This is a genomic window from Rhodopseudomonas palustris BisB18 (genome assembly GCF_000013745.1).
GTDB classification, from domain to species: domain Bacteria; phylum Pseudomonadota; class Alphaproteobacteria; order Rhizobiales; family Xanthobacteraceae; genus Rhodopseudomonas_A; species Rhodopseudomonas_A palustris_F.
In genome coordinates, this window is the sequence record NC_007925.1 from 2,932,468 (window position 1) to 2,948,734 (window position 16,267).

13 protein-coding genes are annotated in these 16,267 nt (G+C 63.3%); 5 read left to right on the forward strand and 8 right to left on the reverse strand.

Features of this window, described 5'->3' with window-relative positions:
• Positions 1–11 precede the first annotated feature (11 nt).
• From metG to RPC_RS13555, 3 genes are read left to right on the forward strand one after another with little or no spacing between them, the layout of a single operon-like run.
• On the forward strand, positions 12–1,580 hold the full coding sequence (metG, locus tag RPC_RS13545; RefSeq protein ID WP_011473150.1) for a methionine--tRNA ligase: 1,569 nt from the start codon (positions 12–14) through the stop codon (positions 1,578–1,580).
• Positions 1,581–1,594: 14 nt separating this feature from the next.
• Positions 1,595–2,386 carry a TatD family hydrolase gene (locus RPC_RS13550; protein ID WP_011473151.1) on the forward strand — a complete coding sequence of 264 codons (792 nt, stop codon included), beginning with the start codon at positions 1,595–1,597 and terminating at the stop codon, positions 2,384–2,386.
• Entirely contained in the window at positions 2,383–3,195 is an 813-nt protein-coding gene (locus RPC_RS13555) for an MBL fold metallo-hydrolase (protein ID WP_011473152.1), read from the forward strand. The genes RPC_RS13550 and RPC_RS13555 overlap by 4 nt, the downstream gene beginning before the upstream one ends.
• A gap of 15 nt (positions 3,196–3,210) precedes the next feature.
• Here RPC_RS13555 and RPC_RS25075 read toward each other — a convergent pair whose 3' ends face one another.
• The 4 genes from RPC_RS25075 to RPC_RS13580 form a co-directional block, all read right to left on the reverse strand.
• Entirely contained in the window at positions 3,211–5,247 is a 2,037-nt protein-coding gene (locus RPC_RS25075) for an ice-binding family protein (protein ID WP_011473153.1), read from the reverse strand.
• 142 nt (positions 5,248–5,389) lie between these two features.
• Complete coding sequence (locus tag RPC_RS13565; protein ID WP_011473154.1) at positions 5,390–7,039, reverse strand: acyl-CoA synthetase; 1,650 nt, start codon at positions 7,037–7,039, stop codon at positions 5,390–5,392.
• Positions 7,040–7,227: 188 nt separating this feature from the next.
• Positions 7,228–8,247 (reverse strand): TRAP transporter substrate-binding protein, encoded by a 1,020-nt coding sequence (locus RPC_RS13570; RefSeq protein ID WP_011473155.1) that lies wholly within the window; start codon positions 8,245–8,247, stop codon positions 7,228–7,230.
• A gap of 545 nt (positions 8,248–8,792) precedes the next feature.
• Positions 8,793–9,704 (reverse strand): LysR family transcriptional regulator, encoded by a 912-nt coding sequence (locus RPC_RS13580; protein ID WP_011473156.1) that lies wholly within the window; start codon positions 9,702–9,704, stop codon positions 8,793–8,795.
• A 126-nt stretch (positions 9,705–9,830) separates the two neighbouring features.
• On the opposite strand from RPC_RS13580, the gene RPC_RS13585 reads away from it, so the two are divergent.
• Together RPC_RS13585 and RPC_RS13595 are read left to right on the forward strand one after the other, a co-directional pair.
• The gene (locus RPC_RS13585) at positions 9,831–10,502 is read left to right on the forward strand and encodes a glutathione S-transferase family protein (protein ID WP_041801807.1); all 672 of its coding nucleotides are present in this window, start codon (positions 9,831–9,833) and stop codon (positions 10,500–10,502) included.
• Between the two features lie 646 nt (positions 10,503–11,148).
• Entirely contained in the window at positions 11,149–11,826 is a 678-nt protein-coding gene (locus tag RPC_RS13595) for an RraA family protein (RefSeq protein ID WP_011473158.1), read from the forward strand.
• A 150-nt stretch (positions 11,827–11,976) separates the two neighbouring features.
• Here the strand turns inward: RPC_RS13595 and RPC_RS13600 are convergent, their stop codons facing one another.
• From RPC_RS13600 to RPC_RS13615, 4 genes are read right to left on the reverse strand one after another with little or no spacing between them, the layout of a single operon-like run.
• Positions 11,977–12,480 carry an amidohydrolase family protein gene (locus RPC_RS13600; RefSeq protein ID WP_011473159.1) on the reverse strand — a complete coding sequence of 168 codons (504 nt, stop codon included), beginning with the start codon at positions 12,478–12,480 and terminating at the stop codon, positions 11,977–11,979.
• Positions 12,477–13,799: an MFS transporter gene (locus RPC_RS13605; protein ID WP_011473160.1), complete on the reverse strand. Its 1,323-nt coding sequence runs from the start codon at positions 13,797–13,799 to the stop codon at positions 12,477–12,479. Before RPC_RS13605 ends, RPC_RS13600 begins: the two co-directional genes overlap by 4 nt.
• A 21-nt stretch (positions 13,800–13,820) precedes the next feature.
• Positions 13,821–14,735, reverse strand: coding sequence for a DUF1932 domain-containing protein (locus RPC_RS13610; RefSeq protein ID WP_011473161.1), 915 nt, complete (start codon positions 14,733–14,735; stop codon positions 13,821–13,823).
• A gap of 1 nt (position 14,736) precedes the next feature.
• The gene (locus tag RPC_RS13615) at positions 14,737–16,101 is read right to left on the reverse strand and encodes an MFS transporter (protein ID WP_011473162.1); all 1,365 of its coding nucleotides are present in this window, start codon (positions 16,099–16,101) and stop codon (positions 14,737–14,739) included.
• Between the last annotated feature and the right edge of the window lie 166 nt (positions 16,102–16,267).

Genomic DNA, 16,267 nt, shown 5'->3' on the forward strand with positions numbered 1-16,267 from the left:
CAAGTACCCCCATGGCGTCCGCATCCGCTTCAGCCCGTCCGGCCTATTTCCTCTCCACGCCGATCTTCTATCCGAACGGCGTGCCGCATATCGGCCACGCCTATACGGCGATGGTCAGCGACGCGATCGCCCGGTTTCAGCGGCTCGACGGCTATGACGTCCGCTTCCTGACCGGCACCGACGAGCACGGCCTGAAGATGCAGCAGACCGCGATCGCCGAAGGGCTGACGCCGCTGCAGCTCGCCGACCGCAATTCGGCCCGGTTCCGCGACATGATGGCGGCGCTGAACATCTCCTACGACGACTACATCCGCACCACGGAGCCGCGCCACGAGCGCTCCTGCCAGGCGCTGTGGACCGCGATTGAAAACAACGGCGATATCTATCTCGACAAATATGCCGGCTGGTACTCGGTGCGCCAGGAAGCCTATTTCGACGAGGCCGAGACCACGGTCGGCGAGGACGGCGTGCGCCGCGAGCCGCTCGGCTCGCCGGTGGAATGGACCGAGGAGGAGACCTACTTCTTCCGGCTCTCGGCCTATCAGGACAAATTGCTCGAGCTCTACGCCAAGGTGCCGGACTTCGTGCTGCCGCGCGAACGGCTCAACGAGGTGGCGAGTTTCGTCAAGGGCGGGCTGCAGGACCTGTCGATCTCGCGCACCACGTTTGATTGGGGCATCAAGGTGCCGGGCGCGCCGCGCCATGTGATGTATGTCTGGATCGACGCGCTCACCAACTACATCACCGGCGCCGGCTATCCGGACGTCGACAGCGACAGCTTCAAGCGCTACTGGCCGGCCAGCCTGCACGTCATCGGCAAGGACATCGTGCGGTTTCATGCGGTGTATTGGCCGGCGTTCCTGATGTCGGCCGGCGTCGCGGTGCCGCAGCGGGTGTTCAGCCACGGCTTTCTGCTCAACCGCGGTGAGAAGATGTCGAAGTCGGTCGGCAACGTGGTCGACCCTTTCGAGATGGCCAAGCAATACGGCGTCGACCAGATGCGCTACTTCTTCATGCGCGAGGTGTCGTTCGGCCAGGACGGCAGCTACAATCACGAGGCGATCGTCAACCGCACCAATGCCGACCTCGCCAACGACCTCGGCAATCTGGCGCAGCGCTCGCTGACCATGATCGGCAAGCAGCTCGGCGGCGTGCTGCCGGAGCCGGGCGATTTCAGCGACAATGACAAGGCGATCCTGGCGCAGGCCGACGCGATGATTGAGCTCGCCCGCACGGCGATGGCGACCCAGCAGATCCATCACATGCTGAATGCGGTGTGGGCGGTGGTCGCCGAAGCCAACCGTTACTTCGCCGGCGAAGCGCCGTGGGCGCTGGCCAAGACCGATCCTGCGCGGCAGAAGACCGTGCTCTACGTCACCGCCGAAGTGCTGCGGCAGGTCGCGATTTTGGCGCAGCCGGTGATGCCCGCGTCCGCCGCGAAGCTGCTCGACAGCCTCGGCATTGCCGAGGAGGAGCGCGACTTCACCCATCTCGGCGGCCACGAGCGGATCCGGCCGGGCACGCCGCTGCCGGCGCCGGCGCCGATCTTTCCGCGCTACGTCGAGCCGACGCCTTCGTGAGCGCGCCGCAGCCGATGTTGATCGATAGCCACTGCCATCTGGATTTTCCGGATTTCGCCGACGACCTCGACGGCATCGTCGCGCGGGCGCGGGCCGCCGGCGTGGCGCGGATGGTGACGATCTCGACGCGGGTGCGGCGATTGCCGGAGCTGATCAAGATCGCCGAACGGTTTGACGACGTGTATTGTTCGGTCGGCACCCATCCGCATCACGTCGACGAGGAAGACGGCATTTCGGTCGACGAACTGATCGAACACACCAAGCATCCGAAGCTGGTGGCGCTGGGGGAGGCGGGGCTCGATTACTTCTACGAGCTCGGCTCGCGCGAGGCGCAGCACCGCGGATTTCGGGTCCATATCGCGGCGGCGCGGGCCACCGGCCTGCCGCTGGTGATTCACACCCGCGAGGCCGACGACGATTGCGCCAAGATTCTTCGCGAAGAGATGGCCAACGGACCTTTCAAGGCGGTGCTGCATTGCTACACCGGCGGGCGGGAGTTGGCGATGACGGCGATCGAACTGGGACTGTTCATCGGCTTCACCGGGATTCTCACGTTCAAGAAGACCCAGGCGCTGCGCGACCTCGCCGCCGAATTGCCGGCCGAGCGCATCCTGGTGGAAACCGACTCGCCGTATCTGGCGCCCGGAAAATTTCGCGGCAAGCGCAACGAACCCTCTTATGTCGTGGAGACCGCGAAGCTGCTGGCGGAGCTGCGCGGCGTATCGCTCGACGCAATCGCGCGGCAGACCACCGAGAATTTCTTCGCGCTGTTCAACAAAGTGCCACGACCTGCGGAGGTCGCATGACGCTGACCCTGACGATCCTCGGCTGCGGATCGTCCGCCGGGGTGCCACGACCGGCATTGGGCTGGGGCGCCTGCGATCCGACCAATCCGCTCAATCGCCGCCGCCGCTGCTCGCTGATGGCCGAGTTAGTATCGGGGCAGGGCACCACGCGGGTGGTGATCGACACCTCGCCGGATCTGCGCGAGCAACTGATCGACGCCGCCGTCGATCACATCGACGCGGTGTTTCTCACCCATGAGCACGCCGACCAGACCCACGGCATCGACGATCTGCGCTCGGTGGTGATGGCGCAACGCCGCCGCATTCCTGTCTATCTCAACAAGGTCACCGCGGCGCATATCCTGCTGCGGTTCACCTATTGCTTCGAACAGGCGCCGGAAAGCAACTATCCGGCGATCCTGGAAGCGCACGACGTGGAGGCCGGCGAAAGCCGCACCATCGACGGCCCGGGCGGCGCGCTGACGCTGACGGCGTTCCTGGTGCAGCACGGTAGCATTCCGGCGCTGGGCTATCGGATCGGCAATGCCGCTTACACCCCCGACGTCAACGACATCCCGGAGCAAAGCTGGCCGCTGCTCGAAGGACTCGATCTGTGGATCATCGACGGGCTGCGCTTCAAGCACCACGGCAGCCACTTCAACGTCGAGGCGGCGCTGAGCTGGATCGCGCGCTTCAAGCCGAAGCGCGCGGTGATCACCAATATGAGCGCCGACGTCGACTACGAGGTGCTGCGTGGACAACTGCCGCCGCACGTCGTTCCGGCGATCGACGGCATGCAGCTCACGCTCGATGCTGTCGCGACGTCGTAGCGACGTCGATCGTCGTTACCAGGAGTAGCGCACCCGTCCGGTGCCGCCGTATCGGGTGGCGCGTTCGGCGAACTCGCCGTCCAATTGCGCCGCGACCGAGAAGCCGTTGCGGAAGCGCAATTCCGAAGCGACCGTGGCCAGCAGCAGATCGCCGGCCGGGGTCGCGCCGTACACCGTGAAGTTGGAGCCGGGCAGCGCCAGGAACGCGGCATTCATGGTCGGCGTCGAGGTTCTGTCGTGCGCCCAGGCTGCGCGACTGCGCAGGATCAGCACATTGCCGTCGTCCAGCAGGTTGGCCTGATCGAACCAGGCGCCGAGTTCGGTGCGGACCGCGGTTTCGGTGCGCGCGGCGAAGCTGCGCGCGAAGTCCGAATTGATGTTTTCGGCGTAGGACGGGGTCCGGAACGCCTGCGCCTGCAGCGCGCCGTAAGGTGTGATGCCGAACTCCGGCACCATCCACACGCCGGGCACCGCGAAGCGATAGCCCGCCTCGATCCGCGCGCCGAGATTGTTGGCGTTGAAATGCGCGGTGAGGTGATCGGCGGTGGCGACCGAGAGGAATTGATCGGTGGTCACGTCATGCCATGCATAGGCCACCGCGGCGGACACATAGGCGGCGTGGATGCGGGTGGAGCTGTACAGCGCGGTCTGGAACATGTCGCTGTGGCCGCTGCCGAGACCGTTGCCCAGCGCGTAGTTGGTGGTGCCGCCGCCGACGGCGACGCCGACGATGGTGTCGGGCAGCAACCGATAGTCCAGCCCGGCGGAAACGCCGAAGCCGCGGCTCGAACGATCGCTGGTGTCCAGCGCGGTGAGGCCCCGGGTCTCGGTCTTGCCGCCATACACGGCGCCCCAGCTGCCCCAGCGTTGGTCCGAGCCTCCCAGCAGGCCGCGGTCGATCGCCGCGGCGGCCGGCGCCTTGGTGGCCATCCGGCTGTCGGGCGCATAGCCGAGCGTCCGCACCACCGGCTGCGCCGGGCCGAACCCGGCGCGGCCGTCCGACATCATGCCGTTGGCATAAGGATTGAGCACCATCGACAGGAACGAGTTCATCGCCAGGATGCCGCCCTGCGCGATCCCGGTGCCGCCTTCGCCGAACAACTGCCGCAGCACGATCGCCAGCATCTCGGGCGTCAAAGCCGACAGATTGAGGAAGCCTTGCGGCAGATTGTTGCCGTTGCCGATGGCGTTGGCGAAGGCATTGTTGACCAGACCGGCCATCCCGGACTGCGCCGGGGTCACACCTGAATCGGTCGGCAACAGCGCGGCCTGGACGCAGGATGAAAACGCCCGGGCCGCGATGGTGTTGGTATCGAGCGTCACCGCGCCGTTGCGCGCCAGCGCGCTGCCGCAGCTGATGTTGGCGCCGGTGTTCAGCGTGATGCTGCTGAGCGCCAGAATGTCTCCGACGAACGCCGTGGTGGTGCCGAGTGTCGCCGAGCTGCCGACCCGCCAATACACGTTGCTGCCGAGACCGCCGCCGATCACCGTGACGCTGGCGGCGCTGCCGGTGGTCAGCGAGCTGCCGATATTGAAGATGAAGATCGCATTCGGATTGCCCAACGCATTGAGCGTCAGCGCGCCGGTCAGTTGCGCCGTCGAGGCGAAGTTATAGACGCCGGGGGTGAGGGTGAGTCCGCCCAGATTCTGTCCGGTCAGGTCCGCGGTGGTCGGACGGCTGGCGATCGCGTTGTAGCCGGAGGCCAGATCGATCTGAGCCTGGATCGCGATGGCGTCGCCGATGTAGATACCGCCCGGCGCGGTTACCATGCCCGGCGGAAATCCGCTCACCGAGCTGCCGGGACTGAGCCCGAGGCTGCCGATCAGGGTGGTCGGGCCGGTGTTGCTCACCGCGGATCCCGCCAGCACCGCAAAATTCGCGGCGCTGCCGAGGTTGGGCGTCTGCGCCCACGCCGCGGATGGGACGCAGAGTGCGGTCAAGCATGCCAGCGGCCAACCCAATCGGCGCGCGCGCGTGACGGCGCGACGGATGGATCGACCGTCACGACAGGACGAACGAACGGACAAGCAATCGGCACCAAACGCAAACATGGGCTTTCCTTGTGGGACAAAGGAAACTCCTCACGCTTGATTGAATGCGCGGATCGCATTGTGAGATTGAGTGAGCTCACGCTGGCGGCTTGTGGTTAACGAAACGTTAATTTACCGCCAGGTGACACTACCAGGGTAGCTCCTACTCCGATATCGCCTTCGCCGATTTGACCTGATCGCGCAGCATGAACTTCTGGATCTTGCCGGTCGAGGTTTTCGGGATCGTCGCAAACGTCACCACCTTCGGGGTCTTGAAGCCCGGCATGTGCTCGCGGCAAAATGCGATGATCTCGGCCTCGGTGGCTTGCGCGCCGTCTTTCAATTCGACGAAGGCGCAGGGCACTTCGCCCCATTTCGGATCGGGCTTGGCGACCACCGCGGCGAACAGGATCGCCGGGTGTTTGTAGAGAATGTCTTCGACTTCGACGGAGGAGACGTTCTCGCCGCCGGAGATGATGATGTCCTTGGAGCGGTCCTTGATGATGACGTAGCCGAATTCGTCGAGCACGCCGAGATCGCCGGTGTGAAACCAGCCGCCGGCGAAGGCTTCCTGGGTGGCCTTCTCGTTCTTGAGGTAACCCTTCATCACGATATTGCCGCGGAACATCACCTCGCCGATGGTCTCGCCGTCGCGCGGCACTTCTTCCATGGTGTCGGGATCGCGCACCGTGACGGCTTCCTGCAGCGGGTAGGGGACGCCCTGCCGGCGCTTCAGCTGGGCGCGCTCGGCGACCGGCAGATCGTCCCAGCCGGGTTGCTCGGCGCAGACCGAGGCGGGGCCGTAGACTTCGGTCAGGCCGTAGACATGCGTCAGCTTGATGCCGATGGTTTCGGCGCCGGCCAGCACCGCGACCGGCGGTGCGGCGCCGGCGATCAGCCCGACCACCGGCTTGTTGCGCGGCGTCTTCGGCGCGCTGGGGGCGTTGATCAGCGTGTTGTAGACGATCGGCGCGCCGGACATGTGGGTGACGCCGTGCTGTTCGATCAGTTCGAAGATCTTGGCGGGGTCGACCTTGCGCAGGCAGACGTTGACGCCGGCGGCGGCCGCGATGGTCCAGGGGAAGCACCAGCCGTTGCAGTGAAACATCGGCAGCGTCCACAGATACACCGGGTGAGGGCCGAAATTGGCGGCCAGGATGTTGCTCACCGCATTGAGATAGGCGCCGCGGTGATGCGTCACCACGCCCTTCGGATTGCCGGTGGTGCCCGACGTATAGCCGAGTGAAATGGCGTCCCATTCATCATCAGGCCGCACGCCGACGAAATCCGGATCGCCGGCGGCGAGGGCGGCCTCGTATTCGATCTCGCCGATCCGCTGTCCGCCGCTAAAGCTCGCATCGTCGACGTCGATCACCAGCGGCCGCGGCCCGGCCATCAGCGCCAGCGCGTCGGAAATCACCGCGGCGAATTCCGGATCGACCAGGATTACCTTGGCGCCGCCATGGTCGAGTTGGAACGCGATCGACGAGGGCTCCAGCCGGATGTTGAGCGCGTTCAGCACCGCGCCCAGCATCGGCACCGCGAAATGCACCTCGTTCATCGCTGGAACGTTCGGCAGCATTGCCGCCACGGTGTCGCCGCGTGCGACGCCGCGGCTGGCGAGATAGCAGGCGAAGCGGTGGCAGCGCGCGCGGGTCTGGCTCCAGGTGAAATGCCGCCCCTCATAGACCGTGCTGGTGAGTTCCGGATAGACCGTGGCGCTGCGTTCGAGGAAGCTCAGCGGCGACAGCGGCACGTAATTCGCCGGGGTCTGATCCAATCCGATGCGGTACTGATTAGTCGCGGACGTCATGGGCACGAAACCTCACTCTATCAATTCGTTGTCAGCATTTCCTTGCTCGATGCGACAGCTTACGCTTGGGCTCGCTCTCGCCCGCGAATCCGGTCGCGAGCATCGGGAACCCAGCTACCATAATCGAACCCGGCCTCCGCGCCAGTGCCAACCTGCACCGATCGATCCGGCGAAAGTCGGCCGCCGCGCTACGCCAATTTGCCGGCGGATTTCTCCAGCAGCGACCAAGTCTGCTCGCCGAATTTGGCTTTCCATTCGGCGTAGAAACCGGCCTTGCGCAGCTTGTCGCGAAACGGAGCAGGGCTCGGCTGGTTGAACACCAGCCCTTTGGCGGCGAGGTCGTCGTGCAGCGTCTGGTTCAGCTTGGCGATGTCGGCCCGCTCATTGGCCGCCGCGGCGTTGATGGTGTTGGCGACGATGGCGCGCAGATCTTCCGGCAGTTTCTCCCAGGCCCGGCGGTTGGCCAAAAACCAGAAGCCGTCCCACATGTGGTTGGTCAGCGCGCAGTATTTCTGCACTTCGTAGAGCTTCGCGGTGGCGATCAGCACCAGCGGATTTTCCTGGCCTTCGACCACCTTGGTCTGCAGCGCGGAATACACTTCGCTGAAATTGATCGCGGCGGGCGCGGCATCGAACGCCTTGAACATCGAGGTCCACAGCGGCGAAACCGGCACCCGGATCTTGAAGCCTTTGAAGTCGTCGGGGCCGTTGATCGGCCGGTTCGCGGAGGTGGTTTGGCGGAAGCCGTTGTCCCAGATCTTGTCCATCACCACGAGGTTGGCCTTGGTGATTTCGCCGCGGATATGCCCGCCGAGTTCGCCGTCCATTGCCTTCCACACCGTGTCGTAGTCCGGGAAAGCAAAGCCGATACCGTTGATCGCCGCCGCCGGCACCAGCGTCGCCAGGATCAGGCCCGACAGCGTGAAAAACTCGACGCCGCCGGAGCGGATCTGGTTCAGCATGTCGGTGTCCGCACCGAGTTGGTTGTTCGGAAAAATCCGGATCTCGAGCCGACCGCCGGTCTCGGCCTTGATCGCCGCCGCCATCTCGCGGGCGCGCCGGTTCAACGGGTGGGTGTCGGGAAGATTGTTGGCGTATTTGTAGCTGAACTCGGCCTGCTGCGCGCGGGCCAGCCCCGGTGCCGCAGCGCCGCCCAGCAAGCCCACGGCTGCCGAAGCCTTCAACAATGTCCGCCGCGACACGCTCATCCGCTTTCTCCCTGCCGGCGTTGTTGTAAGCCAACCCTGCAAAACCAAATTGTCATCTGGTCATCATCCAAACCCCATCCGGTCAAGTCCTTTCCGCCGCAGCCCCCAAGGCGTTGTGCCATCTTGCGGCGATGCGCTCGGCCGGTCGCGGCCTCGCGGCTGACGAAGATCGTGGTGGGGCCTTGCGTGCAGCTTGCGGTCGCGAGCCGCAGCTTCGGCGATGCGGTGGCGGACGATGGCGCGGGCGTCGCGAACGCGCGATGCCGCAGTTCGCCGAGTGAGCCGGTCCGTCGACCGGCGTTCGACCGCCACGCGCGCTGCCGTGTCAACGAAACGCCGTAACCGGCTGACGACGCTCAAACATTCCCTTTGAATTTATATTCCATAATATACCTTATGCGAATTACCGATGCCGGGGGGCGCAGACTTGCGCCGCTGCCGCTTGTTGCGCACCCCATAAGTCTGCACTTCATCCCAAATGAACGTCGCGGCGCATCCCATAAGACCGTTGTGCTTTCGGCGGGACGAAGTTGAGCTGCCTTGCCCTAGCCGTCCCCGACCTTCAATTCCGGCTCTTCGGCGCAAATCGAAGCGAGAAAATCGATGAACTGCCGCACTCGCGAAGGCATGCGTCGTCCGGCAGCGGTCACTGCGTTGATCGGAAAGGACGGCGGAGCATGCTGATCCAGAATTCGTACAACCTCGCCAGAGGCCACCACATCCGTGAACAACCAACTCGCATGGTGGGCGATGCCGAGGCCCGCGAGGACTGCGCCGCGGACATGCTCGGCGTCGTTGGTGCGGAACGCTCCCCCACCGTCGAGCGTGACCGGTCGGCCGGCAACCTGGAAACCCCACCCGATGATATCCCCTTGGTAGATGTAGCTGACACGCTGGTGGTCACGCAGTTCGTTGACCGTTTGCGGCGTGCCATGTTGGGCAAGATAGCCGGCGGAGGCCACGGTAATCATCCGCATGTCGCCGATATGCCGGGCGACGAGCGCTGAATCGGAGAGCCGACCGATACGGATTGCGACATCCATTCCCTCCTCGATCAGATCGACGTGTCGCCCGGAGATTTCCATCTCGATCGCGACGTTAGGGAAACGGCGCCTGAAGTCCGGCAGCCGGGGGATGACGAACATTCTCCCGAACGCCGGCGAGAGCGTCACGCGGACCAGCCCCGAAGGGGCCGCCTGCCCCTCGAGGATTCTCTCTTCGACGACGTCGATATCCTGAAGGATCCGGACGGTGGCCTCGTAATAGTCCTGTCCTGCGGGCGTCACGGCGAGAGCACGGGAGTTTCTCGAAAGCAGTTGCGTCCCGAGCCGCAATTCAAGCGCGGCAAGCTGTTTGCTGACGGTTGGTTGGCTGACGTTCAAGTCACGCGCCGCTTGCGAAAAGCTTCCGCTTTCGACAACGCGCACGAACATCCTCATCGCATCCAGCCTATCCATCGCTGATCCCGATCAATTCCTGAAGAGAATAGATGGAATTCTAATGGACTCAATTTCATTCGTAAATAGAATATGAGAACCTTCGTTAAGCCGCCCTCCCCGGGCCGCGAACCGAAGGCAAAAGTCATGGCGATGAAGATTTATGGTGACGCGGGCTCAGGAAGTCTGCGTCGCGTGAGCGCGGCGGCGAAGATCATGGGCATCGAACTCGAACGCGTTAATGTGGACCTCTTCAAAGGCGAGAGCCAAACCGACGAGTTCAAATCACGCCTCAATCCCCATGGCCTGACGCCGGTTCTTGAGGATGGAGACACCATTCTCTGGGAAGCTTCGGCGATCAATCTGTATCTTGCCGAGAAGGTGAATTCGCCGTTGGTCGGTGTCACCGCAGAGGAGCGCTTCCAGGTTCTTCAGTGGATGTTTTGGTCGGGCGAACAGTGGCGCACCTTCACCACCACTATCTTCGACGAGCGCGTGGCGAAGACGGTTATGGGCTTACCGAAGGAAGAGTCTCTCGTCGCGTTTGCTGAGGGCAAAATCCGCGCCGCGGCAAAGGTGCTCGACCGGCATCTTGAAGGCCGCAAGTTCATGGTCGGCAATGCATTGACCTTTGCCGACATCGATATTGCGGCGCCCTTTTCCCAGGCCGGTCGCGCGAAGTTTCCGTTCAAAGAGTTTCCGAATCTGGTCGCTTGGCACGACAACCTTCTCCGTTCGTTCCCAGCGTGGGCGGAGACGAAGGCTGAGGTCGATAACCGGATGGAGCGCTTCCTGGCGAGCGTCGGCATCAAGCTGTAGTTCCAAAGCCTGCCTGCGTTGTTCGGAGTTAAATGCCCCCGGCGCTGGAGAACCTGTTCGGTAGACTGCCGGGCGTTCCTAAAGCGCGTCTAGGGTGGCCAAGGCGCTGGCCATTATCCCAGCCGCCCCTTGCCCCCTAGATCACGGGTCCGGTCGGCTGCAGGTGGGCGCCCATACTTCCAACGAACGTTCTGAGGCATTCCGTACGGGCTATCTGGAGAGCACGAACCTCCTCGACCCACAGCCCGCCAATCGGCTCTCGGCTAGCCAGGCGCTTCCTCTCGATAAACGCATCACCAATGCCGCCCGGATTCAATTGTAGTCGACGCTTGGCCGTGGAGCCAATCGCATCCGCCTCAGCCTGTCCGTCATTGATCGGGCAAAGGACTCTCACCCAGCGTTCATCGTCGTGTTCCGGTTGCGAGCAGATGGCGAACTCCAGTCTGCTTATCTTAAGGCGAAGCTTACAAGTTTGGCCTGTTAGTGGAGGCCCCTTTCGGACACGCGGGTTTCGAATTGAGTAGCACAAAATCGAATTGCGAATTGGCTTGCCTGCAATAGATCGCATCATTGCCAGTTGAATTCCCGCGTTCTTGCCAAAATGAAACGACGTTCTATAAATTTAAAACTCATGGGAGATGAGCGGATGGCCGCAGGGTTCAGGATACTGAAACGACAACGCAAGGTCGATGCCGACGTTGTCGCGCGCTTTGCGCGTCTGCCGGTCGCAAATGTGAGCGACAGCATGTCCCGTCTGACGGCGGCCGGCGCCCGACTTCGTCCGATGCATCAGGGCGGTGGACTTGCGGGCCCGGCGCTGACGGTGAAGGCACCTCCCGGCGACAATCTGATGGTGCACAAGGCGATCGCGTTTGCTGAGCCCGGCGATATCATTGTGGTGGACGTTGGCGGCGACCTGACCAACGCCATCATCGGCGAAATGATGCTCATGCAGATGGTCAAGCGAGGGGTCGCCGGCGTGGTCATCAATGGCGCGATCCGCGACGCCGGTCATATTCGCGGCCAGAAGATTCCGGTTTTCGCGGCAGGCGTCACGCACCGCGGCCCTTACAAGAACGGGCCCGGAGAGATCAATGTTCCGATCGCCATCGACGGAATGGTGATCGAGTCCGGCGACCTCATCATCGGCGATGATGACGGCCTGCTCTGCGTGCCGTTCGATCAGACCGACGCGGTATTTGCGGCGGCCACCGCAAAGTTCGAAGCAGAGCAAAAGCAGATCGCCAACATCGAAGCCGGCACCCATGATGCCTCGTGGGTGGACAAGCAGTTGCGCGCGATGAAGTGCGAAGGCATCGACTGAGATGCCTTCGCTTGGCGGCTAGACGCCGAATAGTTCGGCTGGATTTTCAACCAGGATGCGCCGGCGCGTATGTTCGGGTGGCGATCTGATCGCCGGTCATCAGGATCTGCAGGTGCCAGCCGAGCGGGGCTACCCGCCTTGCCAGTGTGGTCAGCATCTCCGGTGTCGTCGTCCCCCAGGTCTGGGGAGACACGAATTCACCCGGATGGCGCGCTCGCCGGCTTCCGTCAGCGCGCGCAATTCCTTGTCGCCGACGTCGGTGTCGACGACGGTAACGCCGCGCGACCCAGGTCCGAGCGGACCCAGCGCGTCCACGAGACAGCGGTTGTCGATGCCATAGGTCGACGGCTGCACCACCACGCTTCTGGACGTACCCAGCCGGCGCTGCAGCAGTCGATAATCGGCGACGGTCGCACCCGCTGCAATGCCCTGGCGCCAATGCGGCGAGGCGGGAAACCGCTCATCATAGATTTGGTGATGGCTGTCGCAGCTCCCTGCCGGCACATCCAGGCGCGGCGGCGCCGCGCCCGTGCTGTTGTTGCGCACGGCCTGCTCGACCGCCGCCGCCCAGGCGCCGGTGCTGCAAGCCATCATGCCTGCAAGAATGCCACGTCGCGTGATGGCCTGTGCCCGCTGCCTGCTGCGCGTTCTCATGATTTGACCGCCGCCACTGCGGCCGCGCGCTCGGCGTTGCGCCCAAGCAGAAGGGCGCAAACCGCGGCCACGGCACAAAGTAGCGCCACCGGCAACATCCCGAGTACGAAACTGCCGGTTCGATCTTTGACAATTCCAACCACGTTGATCATCAGTCCACCACCAATCAAGTTTGAAATCGCGTTGATTCCGGCGAGTCCGGCAGCCAGGGTGCCTGGTGAAAGCCAGCTCGCCGAAAGCGCCCAGAATGGCCCCTTGAAAGCATAGGCGCCGACCAGACAGCACGTCACCATCATGACCGTCGGCACGACCGCAGTTCCGGTCATCCCCAATGCTGTAAAGCCACACGCGGCAAGCAACAGCGGGATGGCCGTATGCCAGCGGCGCTCACCCGACTTGTCCGAATGGCGTCCCCACAGGACCATCAGCAGGGTTGCGATACCGTAGGGAATTGCATTGACGAAGCCGGTCTGCAGATTCGACAGGCCGAACGACTTCAGCAGCTGCGGTTGCCAGACCGACAGGACACTGCCGGTGGCGGAGGCGCCGGAGCAAACCAGGCCCATGACAAGAAAATACTTGTTGGTGGCAAGCTGCCAGAGCGAGAGATGCCCGACCGGCTTGCGGGCAGCCGCTTCCGACTCCATGCGTCCGACCAGCCAGTTGCGCTGCTCCGCGGTCAGCCAGGACGCCTGCGCCGGCTTGTCGGTCAGAACGAACAGGCATACGACACCGAGCAGGACGGTGGGGATCCCTTCCAGGATGAACAGCCACTGCCAGCCGCGCAGGCCAAGGATTCCGTCAAGCTCCAGCAGGCCGACCGAAAGCGGCGACCCCAGGAACGTGGCGAGCGGAATCGAGACCGTGAACGTCGCCAGGATGCGCGCCCGGTACTGCGACGGCAGCCAGTAGGTCAGATAGAGGATGGCGCCGGGAAAAAACCCGGCCTCGGCGGCGCCGAGGATGAAGCGCATCGTGTAGAGCGAGTACGGCCCGATGACAAAGGCCATGAGCGCCGTCACCAATCCCCAGGTGATCATGATGCGCGCGATCCAGCGCCGGGCCCCGAACTTCTGTAGGGCGAGGTTGCTCGGCACTTCGACGAGGAAGTACGAGACGAAAAACAGGCTGGCGGCAAAGCCGAACATCGCGGGTGTCAGCCCGAGATCCTTGTTCATCTGCAATGCCGCAAAGCCGACATTCACGCGGTCGAGCAGTGCGAAAAAGTAGCAGATCATCAGGAAGGGCACGAGACGCAGGATGACCCTGCGCATTGTCACTTTCTCAATCTGATCGATGTCTGTCCGAATGGTCGTCACGGCCTCCCCCTGTTCGTGCCCCTATTCGGCTGCTTTTGCCTTGGCCTGCATCTTGGCGACCATCGCGTCGATGGCGATCTTGTAATTTGCCGGCAGCACGCCGTTGAAATGCTCCTTGAGGCCGAGGCTCTCCTTCCAGCGGAGCCGCGCCACCGTCGCGCGCGCCATCAGCGGCTCGATTCCGGCGTCCTCCACGGCCTCGGCAGCCATTTCGACCTCTTCGGTCCGCCGCTTGGCGTGAATGACACCCGAGGGCGTGAGGCTTTCGACCGTATCCATGAACGGTCGGGTCAGGCTCTTCGACGCGGAAGCCAGCACCGTCTCGTCCAGACCATAGGATCGGGCCGCCAACAGCGTTTCATCGATCAGCGCCTCGATCCCCTTGATCAAGACGGAGCGAAGAATCTTGATGCCTGAAGCCGTGCCGAGCTTCTCGCCTGCGAATTCGATGCTCATGCCCCAGGGCACAAGCAGATCGACGACGTACTGTCCGGCCGCGCCGCTCGACAGCATGGGCATGGCGTAGCCGTTCTTGGGCGTCCCCATGATCGAGCCGTCGCCGAGCGTGGCGCCGGTCTTGGCGAGCCGTTCGGCCACGCCGTACTTCACCTTGGGGGTGGCGGAAGCGAAATCGAGGAACGTGTGGCGGCCATCAAGCACCGGCGCGAACGCCGCCGCGCTTTCAAGCGACGCGGAGCCCGGCGTGACGCTGAAAATCAGCTCAGCGGCATCCGCCAGTTCCTGGTTGGACTTAACCAGAGTGACGCCTGCCGCCTGGGCACGGCTCTGGATCAGATCGGCATATGGACCGTCGAAGGCGTATTTGTCGTAGCAGAAGATCTGCTGCAGGCCGGCCTCGCGCAGCCCTTTGCCCAACGTGCTGCCAATCTCGCCATAACCAACCAGACCTAACCGCAACTGCTTCTTTTCGCTCATGTCAAACTCCTTTTGGGAGGCTTGCAATTGGGGTGGAGCGGCCGCCGGTTGCCCCATCCTGTCGCTGCAGGCTGATACCAACCACCCGGATCAGGATGGCGGCCAAGGTGAGAAATGCGGCCACCGAAAACAGGGCCCATGAAAAGCTGTCCGTCGACTGCTTGATCAGGCCAATCAGATAAGGGCCGACGAAGCCGCCCAAATTGCCGATCGATACGATCATCGCAAGGCCGCCGGCAGCAGCGCTGCCGGTGAGAAAGCTCGACGGGATCGGCCAGAAGGTGGACTGGTAGCACATGATCCCGATCACCGCGCCGCTGAGCGCGACAATCGAGACTAGCGGCGACGACGTCGCGTAGCTGCAAGCAACCAATGACACCGCACCCAGCAGCAACCCGCTGGCAACGAACCAGCTGCGTTCGCCGCGTTTATCCGACAGGCGCGCCCACAGCATCATCGTGATGGCGCCGCAGATATAGGGGACGGCCGCGATGAAGCCGACGGCAACGACACCAAAGCCGAGGCCCTTGATGATTTGCGGCATCCAAAGGCCGAGGCCGACCGAACCGATGATGGCGCAGAAATTGACGGCGGCGCACGTCAGGACGCGCCAGTTGAGGAAGGCGTCCCGGAGCCGCGATGAGTGTTTGGCGGCAATGGCCTGACGCTCCGCCGCCAGCACCCCGTTGAGCCAGGTCCGCTCCTCGGGGCTCAACCATTTTGCTTGTTCGGGCTTGTCGGTGAGCGTGAAGAAACACACGACACCAAGCACCGTTGCGGGCAGACCTTCAAGGATCAGGAGCCACTGCCAACCGTGCAGGCCGGCCACGCCGTCGATGGTGAGCAGCAAACTCGAGATCGGCGCGCCAATGATGTTCGCGATCGGGATGCCGAGCAGGAAAGCAGCGGTTGCGGTGCCCCGGGCGCGCGCAGGAAACCAGTACGTAAAATAGAGAAACACGCCGGGGGTGAAGCCGGCTTCGCCGAGTCCGAGCAGAAAGCGCATGACGCCGAAACTGACAGGGCCGACCACGAATGCCGTTGCCGCCGAGATCACCCCCCAGGTGATCAAGATGCGGGCGATCCACTTGCGGGCGCCGATGGCCTGCAAGGCCAGATTGCTCGGCACCTCGGCGAGGAAATAACCCAGGAAGAACAGCCCTGCGCTCCAGCCGAACTCGTAAGGCGAGATGCCGAGGTCGCCGTTCATCGTCAGACTGGCGATGCCGACGTTCACCCTGTCGAGATAGGCGATGATGTAGCAGAGCAGAAGAAAGGGCACGATCCGCCACATCACCTTCGATAGGATCTTTTCCTGCTCGCGTGTGAAGCCGGCGTCGGCCGAAGCGGTGGCGACATTTGCCATGTGATTTCCTCCTCGATCAGCCGTTATTCCCTCGGCCATGACGCTTCCTAACAAAAATAGAACGTCGTTGCAATTCATTATGAAACGATGTTTCGTTTTGAAAGACCACACCCAGGCGGTTGCGGGCCCGACACAGGGTGCTCGCACAAAAAAGAACAACCGCCCA